10 protein-coding genes are annotated in these 13,669 nt (G+C 67.0%); 8 read left to right on the plus strand and 2 right to left on the minus strand.

Going from position 1 to position 13,669, the window contains the following annotated elements; all coding sequences use genetic code 11:
• Window positions 1-14 precede the first annotated feature (14 nt).
• Together FBX97_RS25355 and FBX97_RS25360 are read left to right on the plus strand one after the other, a co-directional pair.
• A complete protein-coding gene (locus FBX97_RS25355; RefSeq protein ID WP_141837937.1) occupies window positions 15-731 on the plus strand; it encodes a dienelactone hydrolase family protein in 717 nt (238 codons plus the stop codon).
• Window positions 732-953: 222 nt separating this feature from the next.
• Complete coding sequence (locus FBX97_RS25360) at window positions 954-4,196, plus strand: hypothetical protein (RefSeq protein ID WP_141837939.1); 3,243 nt, start codon at window positions 954-956, stop codon at window positions 4,194-4,196.
• Here FBX97_RS25360 and FBX97_RS25365 read toward each other — a convergent pair.
• Window positions 4,191-5,165 carry a helix-turn-helix domain-containing protein gene (locus tag FBX97_RS25365; protein WP_185748748.1) on the minus strand — a complete coding sequence of 325 codons (975 nt, stop codon included), beginning with the start codon at window positions 5,163-5,165 and terminating at the stop codon, window positions 4,191-4,193. The genes FBX97_RS25360 and FBX97_RS25365 overlap by 6 nt on opposite strands.
• 219 nt (window positions 5,166-5,384) lie before the next feature.
• Here FBX97_RS25365 and FBX97_RS25370 point away from each other — a divergent pair, with 219 nt between their 5' ends.
• Both FBX97_RS25370 and FBX97_RS25375 read left to right on the plus strand, forming a co-directional pair.
• A complete protein-coding gene (locus FBX97_RS25370; protein ID WP_141837943.1) occupies window positions 5,385-5,918 on the plus strand; it encodes a 2,4'-dihydroxyacetophenone dioxygenase family protein in 534 nt (177 codons plus the stop codon).
• 16 nt (window positions 5,919-5,934) lie between these two features.
• On the plus strand, window positions 5,935-7,011 hold the full coding sequence (locus FBX97_RS25375) for an aromatic ring-hydroxylating dioxygenase subunit alpha (protein WP_141837945.1): 1,077 nt from the start codon (window positions 5,935-5,937) through the stop codon (window positions 7,009-7,011).
• Between the two features lie 249 nt (window positions 7,012-7,260).
• Here FBX97_RS25375 and FBX97_RS25380 read toward each other — a convergent pair whose 3' ends face one another.
• On the minus strand, window positions 7,261-7,980 hold the full coding sequence (locus tag FBX97_RS25380; protein ID WP_141837947.1) for a FadR/GntR family transcriptional regulator: 720 nt from the start codon (window positions 7,978-7,980) through the stop codon (window positions 7,261-7,263).
• Between the two features lie 198 nt (window positions 7,981-8,178).
• On the opposite strand from FBX97_RS25380, the gene FBX97_RS25385 reads away from it, so the two are divergent.
• Genes FBX97_RS25385 through glcF form a run of 4 tightly spaced genes read left to right on the plus strand, consistent with a single transcriptional unit; the run spans window position 8,179 to window position 13,644 of the window.
• Window positions 8,179-9,840: an L-lactate permease gene (locus FBX97_RS25385; protein WP_141837949.1), complete on the plus strand. Its 1,662-nt coding sequence runs from the start codon at window positions 8,179-8,181 to the stop codon at window positions 9,838-9,840.
• Window positions 9,841-9,855: 15 nt separating this feature from the next.
• Entirely contained in the window at window positions 9,856-11,343 is a 1,488-nt protein-coding gene (locus tag FBX97_RS25390) for an FAD-linked oxidase C-terminal domain-containing protein (protein WP_141837951.1), read from the plus strand.
• 1 nt (window position 11,344) lies between these two features.
• Window positions 11,345-12,415, plus strand: coding sequence for a glycolate oxidase subunit GlcE (gene glcE, locus FBX97_RS25395; protein ID WP_141837953.1), 1,071 nt, complete (start codon window positions 11,345-11,347; stop codon window positions 12,413-12,415).
• Window positions 12,416-12,417: 2 nt separating this feature from the next.
• A complete protein-coding gene (gene glcF, locus FBX97_RS25400; RefSeq protein ID WP_141837955.1) occupies window positions 12,418-13,644 on the plus strand; it encodes a glycolate oxidase subunit GlcF in 1,227 nt (408 codons plus the stop codon).
• The last annotated feature ends 25 nt before the right edge of the window (window positions 13,645-13,669 follow it).

The raw sequence follows: 13,669 nt of genomic DNA on the forward strand, positions 1-13,669 counted from the left end.
AGACAAACAAAATCATGAAACAAATTCAATCATCGATGGTCACTTACAAGCGTCCGGACGGCCAGGAAGTGCAAGGCTATCTGGCGCAGCCGCAGAAGCTCGACGGCGCTCCCGCCGTCGTCGTCATCCAGGAGTGGTGGGGACTGAACGACCAGATCCGCGGCGTCGCCGACCGCCTGGCCCTGGCCGGCTATCTCGCGCTCGTGCCCGACCTCTACCGCGGCAAGATGACGGTGGAAGAAGAGGAAGCCCACCACCTGATGGACAACCTGAACTTCGGCGATGCCGTCAGCCAGGATATCCGCGGCGCCGTCGCCTACCTGAAGGAGCGGGCGCCGGCCGTCGCCGTGACCGGCTTCTGCATGGGTGGCGCGCTGACGCTGCTGGCGGCCTCGCAATTGCCCGACCTGTCGGCCGCCGTGGTCTGGTACGGCTGCCCGCCGCTCGACTATATCGACGCCAGCAAGATCACCGCGCCGCTGCAGGCGCACTGGGGCACCCAGGACGCATTCTTCCCGATCGCGACCATCGACGAACTCGACAAGAAGCTGGCCGCCGCCAACGTCGATTACGAGCCGCACCGCTACCTGGCGCATCATGCCTTCGCCAACGAGGAGGCTGTGGGCGCGGGCCGCATCGCCGGCACCCAGTACGACCCGGCATGGGCGCAGGTGGCGTGGGACCGCACGCTGACCTTCTTCGGGCGCACCTTGTGGAAGCAGGCGGCCTGACGCGCCGCGCCTGACCCGGTTGCCGGATTCCGGCCCCGGTCCGTCGCCCAGCCGGCAGCGGAACCGCAATCCGGCAACCGATGTCCAAACGGACGAGAACCCGGCTTTCCTTCAGAATGAACGGATAGCGCCTGGCCGCCGGCATCCCTGTCTGCGGGATGCACTCCGCCTTCCCTGGACCTGACGCGGACGCGTGCCGTCCCCCACGCAAAGAGGCGCGTCATGGAAAAGGAATCGAAGCCATCGGGAGGCGTTCCGACCAGCGGGATCATTGCCATCGTCATGCTCACGGTCGGTGTCCTGTTCATCCGCACGGTCCCGCTCGAAGCCACCCGCCTGCCGGTCAGCGAGCCGAAGATCCAGCAGGCAAGTGCCGGGCAAGACATGGATGCGCGGCTCTGGCAGGATCCCTTTGGCGCCGTGGCGCGCGCACGCGAAGAGGCCCGGAAGCGCGACCCGAAGAAGGCCGAGGCCAGCGATAGCGAGCGCCAGCCCGAGAAAATCCTGGGCGAAATGAAGGATGGCGATCGCAAGGCAGTGGTGCTTGCCGTGATGCTCCAGGGCGGCCCTTACTCGGAAGACATCGAGACCCGGCGACGGGTCCGGTATGCGGTGCTGGCTGGCCTGGACGCCAGTGGCCAGGTGCCGATCGACGCCGAACACCTGGGCTACTTCTTCCCCAAGGGCCCGGACAAGTCCGGATTCGTGCCCTACGAATGGTTCCAGTCCAAGAAGGAAAAGGCTGGCGACCATGCGCCCAGGGTACTTGTACTGTGGCTTGACGGCAATGCGTTCAAGGATAAACCCCTGGAGGAGATGCGCACGCTGGTTGGCCAGATCAAGCCCCGCGACCGGCTGGCAAGCTGGCGCGTACTCGGTCCCGCCACCTCGGGTGGATTGAGCGCCATGGTGAAGGAACTTGATGACATACCGGACGTACAGCCTTCCGGCGACCCGGAGCAGGCGGAAGTGCCGACCCTCTACTTCTATTCGGCCGTGCCCACTGCGCCGGACACGCGCATCGCACCCGAACTGCCGTCCGGCCAGAGCCTGCCGAGCCTGTTCGACAAGAAAGGCGTCAAGCTGGTACGGACCATCGGCGACGACAGGCAGCTGGCGAATGCGCTGATCAGGGAATTGCGCTTGCGCGGACTGCATGCGGGCAGGCGGCGCACCGAGCAGGACGCGACCTGCGAATTGGGAAAGGACAAACCGCAGGTGCCCAGCCACGTCGCGATCATCTCCGAATGGGACACCCTGTATGGCCGCGCCCTTGGCGACGCGTTCCTGACGCATGCCGACGCCGATGGCTTCTGCATCCACAGCGCCAGCTATGTGCGCGGCCTCGACGGCGAACAGCCTCCGGCCGCCGGCACCGGCGCTTCTCCCGCCAAGGCCGGCCCGGCCACAGCCGGGACCGAGGACAAATACGACAGCCGCCAGCTGGACGGCACCTACCTCGAGATCGCCGAGGGGCAGAGCCAGTTCGACTACCTGCGGCGCCTGGCAAAGCGCCTGACCGACATCGACCAGGAGATCGGCGAGAGCAGCCCGGACGGCATGGGCCTGCGCGCCATCGGCGTGCTCGGTTCGGACGTGCACGACAAGCTGGTGGTGCTTCAAGCCTTGCAGCCGCAGTTTCCAAACGCGATCTTCTTCACGACCGACCTGGATGCGCGTTTCCTGCACCCGCGCGAGAAGGCCTGGACGCGCAACCTGGTCGTCGCCTCGCATTTCAACCTGCGCCTGGCGGAAACCATGCAGCCCGACATGCCGTCCTTCCGCGACGCTTACCAGACGTCGAACTTCCTCGCGACGCGCCTGGCCATGGACGACGCACTGCGCGCCGAGGCCGTGGCCGTGGCCACCGGTGCCGGCAAGCCGCCTCCTGGCGAGCCGACCAGCCAGGAGACCATACGCGCGTGGTTCACCGAGCCGCGCCTGTTCGAAATCGGCCGTACCAGGCCCTTCGACTTCAGCTCCGGACCGCCGGCCGCGCCGGCGGCCGACCGCGAGCCGGGCAGCGGCTGTACCGGCCCGGATTGGAAGCTGTGCGGTGCCAGTATCCATCCCGAGCCAAGCGACCTGTATCCGCACTTGCGCCTGTTTACGCTGTGGTTCGTCGCGAGCCTGCTGATCCTCATGCTGTGGCTGCCCCCGGTCCTGGCCAGCCGCAAACTGCGTCGGCGGCTGCGCGGCGTCCTTCTCGCCGGTTCGCTGGCGCAACGGATATGGCGCTGGCAGGCTGCCGCGCTCGTGCTGGCGCTGGCGCACCTCGGACTGCCGCTGCTGCTGGCGCACTATTGGGAACCCTTCGCCATATGGCTCACGCATGAGGGCAAACCGCTGGTCGCCCTGGAAGGGATCAGCCTGTGGCCCACGGAAGCCATCCGGCTGGTGACGCTGCTGCTGTGCGTGTATCTCATTTATTCCGGCTGGGCCGCGCTCACCGAGAACCTGGACGACATCCTCAAGCGCTTCAATCTCCGTGAAATGCGCATGGACCTGGTGGACAAGCAACGCAAGGCCGACCGGCACCTGCCGCGCTGGCTGCGCTTCGTAAACATGTTCTCGTTACGACTCATCCTGCCTCGGGACGTGAGCCACGGCAGCCCGAACGAACCCTTCTGGCGTCGCTACATCGTGCAGAACCGGATCAGCGCGCGCGCCACGCGCACCACTGCCTGCGTGCTGCTGGCAGGCCTCGCCAGCTGGTGCCTCGCGCAGGCGCTGCACTCGCCCTGGTTCGTTCCGCAGCGCGGCGAGCTGTCGCTGACGGTGCATCAATGGCTGCATAGCCTGATGTTCGTTGCCATCTATTTCCTTCTGTTCTTCGTGGTGGACGCCACGACGTTTTGCGTCAGCTTCGTGCGCGGACTGACCGCGTCGCGCGTGGTCAACTGGCCGAGCGACACGCTGCGCAGGTTCGAGAAGGAACTGCAGATACCGGGCGTCTACCTGAACAAGTGGATCAACCTGCAGTTCATCGCCATGCGTACCAAGTGCGTCAGCCGCCTGATCTACTTTCCCTTCATCGTACTGTCGCTGTTCCTGATGTCGCGTAATCCCTTCTTCGACCACTGGACCATGTCCGGCACCGGCGTGGCGCTGATGGTGCTGGGGGCGGGTGTGGCCCTGGCCTGTGCGCTGGCATTGCGTTATGCGGCCGAAGCCGCGCGGCAGGACGCCATCCAGGATCTGAGCGACGAGATCATGCGCGCGAGCGGTGGCGAGCCGGCACCCTCCTGGCGCGGCATGCCGGCCGCGCCGCCAGTCAACCGGTCGCGGCCGGCGAGCGGGCCGAAGCCGGCCCAACTGAAATTGCTGCTCGAACGCATGGAGCAGCTGCACGAAGGCGCCTTCGCCCCCTTCTGGCAACAGCCCCTGCTGAAGGCTTTCCTGCTGCCGTTCGCCACACTCGGCGGGACCAGCATCCTGGACTACATGGCATTGGCGAATCTATAGGACCGATCCGGCCCGCTTGCGCAGGACCGACGGCGCCGCACCATGGCTGGCCGCGATCGCCCGGCAGAAATGGGCCTGGCTCGAAAAGCCCCAGCGGAACGCGATGTCGCCGATGGCCGCGTGGCGCGCGGCCGGGTGCATCAGGTCGCGGTAGGCCATCGCCGTGCGCTGCGCCCAGATATGTTCGGCCAGCGAGGTCCCTTCCTGTGCGAACAGGCGGTTGAGGTGGCGTACCGACACGCCGGCGGCCCTGGCCACATCGAGCGGGCAGAGTTCGGGATCGCCCAGGTGGCGCGCGATGTGCATCTTGGCCGCCAGGATGTGAAACAGCGAGCGCGGCAGCGCGTCGGGTCCGCGCAGGCCGGATTGGGCCATCGTCCGCAGGACCGTGTGCACGCAGGCGGGCAGGGCGATGCTGCCCTCCGGCGTCGGCGCCTGCAGGTAGCCGCGCACGGCGCGCCGCAACTCGGTGCCGAGGGCGGCGCCGACGCCGCCGGCCGGCGCGATCTTCAGCGGCAGGTCGCCCACCCCCACGCCCCAGCAGGCATCGAGTTCATCGACCGGGATATCGACTAAAAACTCCTGCATGTCCGTGGGGAAGGCCAGGGTGAACGGACGGCGGGTGTCGTAGATGATGGTATCGCCGGCGCTCAGCGCGAACTGTTCGCCGTCCTGGACGAAGACCGCGCTGCCCTTGACCAGGTGGCAGGCGAACACCGCTTCCTTCGGGAATAAGCCGACCAGGGCCGGACTGCGCTCGACCGCGTGGGCGTTGCCGCTGATGTCGGCGACGCGCATCGTGGGCAGCGCGGCGTTGGTCTGGCTGGCCACCAGGCCGGCGCGCGATTGCGAGGTGGTGCGCAAGCCGACCAGCGCGGCGGCATTGTAGCTGTCCCAGTAGGACAGCCGGTCGCCGGCGGCCACCGGGGCCGTGGACGCGTGGGTGACGCAAGGGGCGTGGACGAGCATCGGGTTGTCTCCTTCTGTCGCGGCCGCTTCGTGGCGGCTCTCGCATGGCGTTTCCACAAACATAGCACGGCGGGGCGGACTTGCGCCATGGCGGCGGCGGCGGCCGCAATCCGATGTCCCGCTCAGTCAAAAGCCAGGTCCCGCTCGGTCAATCGCGGCGCCGGCCGCGGGTCTATATTGAGAGCGCTGCATCCATCCATAATAAAACAGGAGACTTTCATGGTAGACAAGGCCAACACCGAATTCTGGCGCGACCTGAGCCCGATCGCCAACCCGTTCAAACCGCACGCGCTGCCCGAGGCCTTCATCGCCAACGCCGCGTCCGATGACGAGCGCCTGTACGTACCCTTCACCGACACCGTGTCTTCGCGCCCGCTGTGGATTTCGCCGTCCGCGAACAAGTGGTGCGACATCCTGATGGCGAAGAAGGCCGGCCTGGTCAACCGCCACTATCACCCGCACGAAGTGTTCGCGTACACGATTTCCGGCAAATGGGGCTACCTGGAGCACGACTGGACCGCGACGGAGGGCGACTTCGTGTACGAGACGCCGGGCGAGGGCCACACGCTGGTCGCCTTCGACCACGACGAGCCGATGCGGGTGTTCTTCATCGTCAGCGGACCGCTGATCTGGCTCGACGACAAGGGCGAATCCGCCGGCTATTTCGACGTCCACGACTACATCGCGATGTGCGAGCAGCACTACGAAAAGATGGGTTTCGGCGCCGATGCGGTCAAGCGCCTGATCCGCTGAACGGGGAGGGCACGGCATGTCCTACCTGAACAACGTCTGGTATGTCGCGGCGCTGGCCGGCGAAGTCGGTCCCAAACCGATGGCGCGCACCATCTGCGGCGAATCCATCCTTTTCATGCGCAAGGAAGACGGCAACTGCATCGCCGCCGGCAACCGCTGTCCGCACCGGTTCGCGCCGCTCGACCGCGGCACCCTGGTCGGTGACGGCATCGTGCAATGCCCGTACCATGGCCTGCAGTTCGACGGCGCGACCGGGCGCTGCGTGCACAACCCCCACGGCAGCGGCAAGATCCCCGAGGCGGCGCAGATTCCCAGCTGTCCGCTGGTCGAACGCCACGGCCTGCTGTGGCTCTGGCTGGGCGACAAGGCGCTGGCGGATCCGGCGACGATCCCCGATTTCGGCTTCATGACGGATCCGTCCTTCCGCACCCAGACCGGCGCGATCCACGTGCAGGCGAACTATGAACTGATCGTCGACAACCTGATGGACCTGTCGCACGTCGAATACCTGCATGCGGGCGGCCTTGGCAGCGAGGCGATCAAGCGCGGCAGGATCGAGGTCACCCAGGCCGGCAGCACGGTGCACTCGAACCGCTGGTGCCCGGACGGCATGGCGCCGCCGGTGTGGGACGCGCTGTTCGACGATTACGGCAAGCCGGTCGACCACTGGCTCGACATGCGCTGGGACCCGCCGGGCGTGCTGCGCCTGGACGTCGGCGTGGCCCCCGTGAACGGCGCGCGCGAGCAGGGCGTGTGGGGCTATTTCAATCACTTCCTGACGCCGGAAACGGCGACCTCGACGCACTACTTCTGGTCGGTCAGCCGGGCATTCAAGATCGACGACGCCGCTGTCGACCGCGGCATCGAACAGGCGGTGCAGGTAGCCTTCGTCGGCGAGGACGTGCCGATCATCGAGAGCGTGGAACGGCTGATGGGAGGGAAGAGCTTCGAAGAGCTGCGCCCGGTACTGCTCAGCGCCGACGCCGGCGCCCTGCGCGCGCGCCGGGTGCTGCGCCAGCTGATCGCGGCGGAGCAGGCGGTCGCGCCGGCGCCACGCCGCATCCCCATCGTGGCAGGGGCAGCCGCACCCTGAACGGGGCCGACCCGGGCGGGCAAAAAAAAGCCCGCTCGGAAGCGGGCTGAATCTATCCTTTTTTGAGGAGAATAGAGGAGACAGGTGCAGTATGGCGTCCGGCGCACCAACCGTCCAATGGTCATTGGTGATGCCGGCGATTCAGAATTCGCATGTCTTTCCTCATTTTATCAAGCAGGCCGGCATGACCCCCTGCGCCGGCACGAATGACACACCCCTCCGTACAGGTCCTGGCCCAACCAGAAGCGCTCAGGCTGGCCCGTCGTCCTCCGCCAGCTTGTAGCGCACATAGTCGATGTGCGCCTGCATCGCCGTGCGGGCTTCCTCCGGACGGCGTTCGCAGATCGCGTCGCAGATCGTGCGGTGCTGCATCAACAGCAGGTCGGACAGGGAGCGGTCGATCTCGCGCAAGCCATCGACGTTCAGGATGATGTGTTCGCGCAGCATCTTGGTGATGCTGCCGTGCAGGTGCAGGAACATGCTGTTACCCGAGGCCAGTGCGATCGCCTCGTGCAGTTCGACGTCGATGCGCGACTCGCCGGCGACATCGCCGACCTGGCGCGCATGCTCAAGCCTGTCCATCGCGTCCGAGATGCGCGCGCGGTCCTCGTCGCTGCAGCGCAGCGCCGCGAAATAGGCGGTCGCCCCCTCGAGCACGCGGCGGAATTCGAGCATGTCCTGGTGCCGCGCCGGGCTGCTCGAGATCAGGTGCGCCCAGGGCGACGGCGTGGCGCCGGTGCGCATGCGGTCCGAAACGAAGATGCCGCTGCGCGGCTTGATCTGGATGAGGCCGCGCGCCTCCAGTTGCCGGATCGCCTCTCGCACCGTGTTGCGCGACACACCGTGGCGTTCTGCAAGTTCGCGCTCCGACGCGAGCTGGGTGTTGGCCGGCGCGCTGCCGTCGAGCAGGGTGTCTTCCAGTTTGGCGATCAGTTCGGCGACGCGGCCGCGTTGTTGGCTTTTCGGCATTGCGTATATTTCTCCATCATCTGGCCCAACCAGTTTGTTTTGTTACGAGAATAGCGCAAATATTTACAAACTTAAAGAAAATCAAAAATCGGAGACCTTATCGGCCCACGCGCCTGCCCTTATCGGGCGCGGCGTGCCTGCCTGTGTCCTCCGAAGCTCTGCCCGAAAGACTTATTCAATAAAAATGAGGAGACACATATGGCATGGCAACAAATTTATGACCCATTCGGCAGTATGCTGTCATCGTCACTGCTGGCTGCGATACCGGTGGTGGTGATGCTGGTCGCGCTCGGCTTCCTTCACATCAAGGCGCACGTGGCGGCCGCCCTCGGGTTGGCGGCGGCGCTGCTGGTGGCCGTGTTCGCGTATCAGATGCCGGCCGGGATGGCGGGCAGGGCGGCGTTGCTGGGCGGGTTCACGGGTTTGTTGCCGATCGGCTGGATTGTGCTCAATATCATTTTCCTCCAACAGTTGTGCGTACAGAACGGCAGCTTCAAGGTGCTGCAGGCGTCGCTTTCGGGCATCACCGGCGACCGCCGCCTGCAGCTGCTGCTGATCGCGTTCTGTTTCGGCGCGTTCTTCGAAGGCGCGGCCGGTTTCGGCACGCCGGTGGCGGTCACGGCCGGCGTGCTGATCGGACTCGGCTTCTCGCCGCTGGCGGCGTCCGGCCTGTCGCTGATCGCCAACACGGCGCCGGTGGCCTTCGGCGCGCTCGGCACGCCCGTGATCACGCTGGCCAAGGTGCACGGCTACGACCTGCTGCCGCTGACCGCGGTCATTGGCCGCCAGCTGACCGTGTTCTGCCTGCTGGTACCGTTCTGGCTGATCTGGGCCTTTGCCGGACGCAAGGCCATGATGGAAATCTGGCCTGCGATCCTGGTGACCGCGGTGTCGTTCGCGATCCCGCAATACCTGATGTCGAATTTCGTCGGCCCGGAACTGGTGGCGATCGTGGCGGCGCTGGTCTCGATGACCTGCCTGATCCTGTTCCTGCGCGTGTGGCAGCCGAAGACGATCTGGACCTCGACGACGATGCGCGGGCGCGACAGCAGCAATGCCGCGCAAGAGGCGCCGGCCGCCGTGGAGACCTATTCGCGCGCCGAACTGGTACGTGCCTGGATGCCTTGGCTGATCCTGACCGTGTTCGTCTTCATCTGGGGCCTGCCGCCGGTGAAGGATTTCCTGAACAGCCTGTTCGCGCCCAAGTTCCCGATGGACGGCCTGCACAACCTGATCATCCGCGTGCCGCCGGTGGTGCCCACGCCGCATCCGGAAACCGCTGTTTATACGCTGAATCTGCTGTCGGCGACCGGCACCGCGATCCTGCTGTCGGCCATCGTCGGCGCGCTGTTCATGAAGTTCAACCCGCTGCAGATCGTGAGCGCCTTCTTCCGCACCGTGTGGCTGGTGCGCTATTCGCTGCTGACCATCGTGCTGATGCTGGCGCTGGGCACGCTGACCCGCTATTCGGGTTCCGACACGACGCTCGGCCTGGCCTTCGCCAACAGCGGCGCGCTGTATCCCTTCTTCGGCACGCTGATGGGCTGGCTCGGCGTGGCCATGACCGGATCGGACACCGCTTCCAACGTGCTGTTCGGCGGCATGCAGCGGGTCGCCGCGCAGCAGCTCGACCTGCCGGTGAACCTGATGGGCGCCGCCAACAGCTCGGGCGGCGTGATGGGCAAGATGATCGACGCCCAGTCCATCGTCGTCGCCTCCACCGCCACGCGCTGGGTGAACCACGAGGGCGACATCCTGCGCTTCGTGTTCTTCCATTCGCTGGCCCTGGCGGCGCTGGTGGGCATACTGGTGACCCTGCAAGCCTACGTCTGGCCGTTCACCCTGATGGTCTCCAATTAACTTGAGGATGAAAAAATGAACGCTCCCGTTTCCGCCGACACCCATGCCGTCCCCCATCGGGAAGCGCTGGTGGCCCTGCGTGCCGTGCTGCCCGACCGCGTGATCCGCGCCGACGAAGAGGAACTGCGCGCCTACGAATGCGACGGCCTGGCTGCATACCGCCAGATGCCGATGATCGTGCTGTTGCCGGAAAACGAAGCGCAGATCGTGGCGGCAATTGGGGTGTGCCGCCAGTTGAACCTGGCGATCGTGCCGCGCGGCGCCGGCACCGGCCTGTCCGGCGGCGCCATGCCGATCGCCGGCGGCGTGGTGTTGTCGACCGCGCGCCTGAACAAGATCATGAAGCTCGATCCGAACGCCCGCATCGCCGTGGTCCAGCCCGGGGTGCGCAACCTGGCGATCTCGGAAGCGGCCGCGCCGTACGGCCTGTACTACGCGCCGGACCCGTCGTCGCAGATCGCCTGCACCATCGGCGGCAACGTGGCCGAGAATTCGGGCGGCGTGCACTGCCTGAAATACGGCCTCACCGTCCACAATGTGCTGCGGGTGCGCATGGTGACCACCGGCGGCGAGATCGTCGAGCTGGGCGGCGAGACGCTCGACGCCCCTGGGCTCGACCTGCTGGCCGTGGTCATCGGCTCCGAGGGCATGCTCGGCGTGGTCACCGAAGTGACGGTCAAGCTGGTGCCCAAGCCGCGCGTGGCGCGCGTCGTGATGGCCTCGTTCGACGACGTCGTCAAGGCCGGCGACGCGGTGGCGCGCGTCATCGCCGCCGGCATCATCCCGGCCGGGCTGGAGATGATGGACCGGCTGTCGACCCGGGTGGCCGAGGAATTCGTCCGTGCCGGCTACGATACCAATGCCGCCGCGGTGCTGCTGTGCGAGTCGGACGGCATCGCCGAAGAAGTGAACGAAGAGATCGCGCGCATGGACGAGGTGCTGCGCGAATGCGGTGCGACCGCGATCGCGGTGTCGGGCGACGAAGCCGAGCGCCTGCGCTTCTGGTCCGGCCGCAAGAACGCCTTCCCGGCAGTCGGCCGCATCTCGCCGGACTATTACTGCATGGACGGAACCATCCCGCGCAAGCACCTGGCCCACGTGCTGCAGCGGATCGAACAGATGGAGCAGCAGTACGGCCTGCGCTGCGCCAACGTGTTCCACGCGGGCGACGGCAACCTGCACCCCCTGATCATGTTCGACGCCAACGCGCCGGGCGAATTCCACCGCGCCGAACAGTTCGGCGCCGACATCCTGGAACTGTGCGTCGAAGTCGGCGGCACGATCACGGGCGAGCACGGCGTCGGCATCGAGAAGATCAATTCGATGTGCGTGCAGTTCTCGCGCGACGAGCTCGACATGTTCTTCGCCGTCAAGCGCGCCTTCGACCCGGCCGGCATCCTCAACCCCGACAAGGCCATCCCGACGCTGCGCCGCTGCGCCGAATACGGCCGCATGCACGTGCACCAGGGCCAGATGAAATTCCCCAACCTGCCGCGTTTTTGACATGGACACCACATTACAACGATTCTCCGACCAGATCGCCGAAGCCTCCGCCAGCGGCGCATCCCTGCGCATCCGCGGCGGCGGCAGCAAGGACTGGTACGGACAGGACCTGCACGGCGCGCTGCTCGACACCACCGCCTACCGCGGCATCATCGAGTACGAGCCGACCGAACTGGTGATCACGGCGCGCTGCGGCACGCCGCTGGCCGAGATCGAGGAACACCTGACGCCGCACGGCCAGATGCTGGCCTTCGAGCCGCCGCACTTCGGCGCCGGCGCCACGCTCGGCGGCATGGTGTCGGCCGGGCTGTCGGGCCCGCGCCGTCAGGCGGCCGGCAGCGTGCGCGACTTCGTGCTCGGCGCGGCGCTCATGAACGGCCGCGGCGAGCTGCTGCGCTTCGGCGGCAAGGTAATGAAAAACGTCGCCGGCTATGACGTGTCGCGCCTGCTGACCGGGTCGCTCGGCATGTTCGGCCTGATCGCCGAGGTCTCGCTCAAGGTGCTGCCCAAGCCGGTCGCGGAACTCAGCCTGCGGCTGGAGATGCACCAGGACGAGGCGCTGCGCCGCCTCAACGAATGGGGCGGGCAACCGCTACCGATTTCGGCCTCGGCCTGGGTCGACGGCACCTTGGCCGTGCGCCTGTCCGGCGCCCGCTCGGCGGTCGATGCGGCACGCGCGCGCCTCGGCGGCGAGGTGATTGACGAGGCCGACGCCTGCTGGCGCTCGCTGCGCGAGCAGGACAATGCCTTCTTCGCCGAGGCGAGACAGCATCAGAACGGTCTGTGGCGCCTGTCGCTGCCCTCCAGCGCGGCGCCGCTGGCGCTGCCCGGCAGGCAGCTGATCGAGTGGGGCGGCGCCCAGCGCTGGCTGCTCACCGATGCCGATGCCGCCACGATCCGCGCCGCGGCGAGCCAGGCCGGCGGCCATGCGACGCTGTTCCGCGGCGGTGCCCGCGACGCCGGCGTGTTCCATCCGCTGGCGCCGGCGGTCTGTACGATCCATAAACAGCTCAAGGATGCATTCGATCCGGCCGGCGTGTTCAACCGCGGCCGCATGTACAGGGAGTTCTAACCATGCAAACCAATCTTGCCGATTTCATCCGCGATACGCGCGACGGCATCGAGGCCGACGCCATCCTGCGCAAGTGCGTGCACTGCGGCTTCTGCACCGCCACCTGCCCGACCTACCAGTTGCTCGGGGACGAACTGGACGGCCCGCGCGGCCGCATCTACCTGATCAAGCAGGTGCTCGAGGGGAAACCGGCGACCCGCGCCACCCAGGTCCACCTGGACCGCTGCCTGACCTGCCGCAACTGCGAATCGACCTGCCCGTCGGGCGTGCAGTACGGGCGGCTGGCCGACATCGGCCGCCGCGTGGTCGAGGCGCAGGTGCCGCGGCCGCCGGCCCAGCGCCTGCTGCGCACGGTGCTCAAGGAGACGCTGCCGCGCCGGTGGCTGTTTGCGCCGGCGATGAAGACCGGGCAGGCGGTGCGCGCCCTGCTGCCGCAGGCCCTGAAGGACAAGGTGCCGGCGCCGCAGCCGGCCGGCGCCTGGCCGACCACGCAGCATGCACGCAAGATGCTGATGCTGGAAGGCTGCGTGCAGCCGGCGATGTCGCCCAACATCAATGCGGCGACCGCGCGCGTGTTCGACGCGGCCGGCGTGCAACTGGTGACGGCCAAGCGGGCCGGCTGCTGCGGCGCGATCCGCTGGCACATGAACGATGCCCCGGGCGGCCTGGCCGACATGCGCCGCAACATCGACGCTTGGTGGCCCTGGATCGAGGGCGGCGTCGATACCATCGTCATCAACGCTTCCGGCTGCGGCTCGATGATCAAGGAGTACGGCCATCTGCTGGCGGACGACCCGGCGTACGCGGAAAAGGCCGCGCGCATATCGGCCGCCGCCAGGGATGTCAGCGAAGTGCTGCCGGCGTTCGAGGCGCGCCTGACGGAAAAGCTCGCCGGGCGCAAGACTGCACAACGCGTGGCCTACCACCCGCCGTGCAGCCTGCAGCACGGCCAGAAGATCCGCGGCAAGGTCGAGTCGCTGCTGACCGCCGCCGGCGTCGACGTCAGGCTGTGCGCCGACAGCCACCTGTGCTGCGGTTCGGCCGGCACCTATTCGGTGCTGCACAAGGAGATCGCCACCCAGCTGCGCGACGACAAGCTGGCCAAGCTGGAAGCGACCGGGCCGGAACGCATCGTCTCGGCCAACGTCGGCTGCATCGGCCACCTGCAGTCGGGCACCGCCACGCCGGTGGAGCACTGGATCGAGCTGCTGGACCGGATGCTGGCCTGATCGCCGGCCGTGGCCGCCGTCCGCG

Source organism: Herbaspirillum sp. SJZ107 (assembly GCF_006715485.1).
Taxonomy (GTDB): Bacteria; Pseudomonadota; Gammaproteobacteria; order Burkholderiales; family Burkholderiaceae_D; genus Telluria.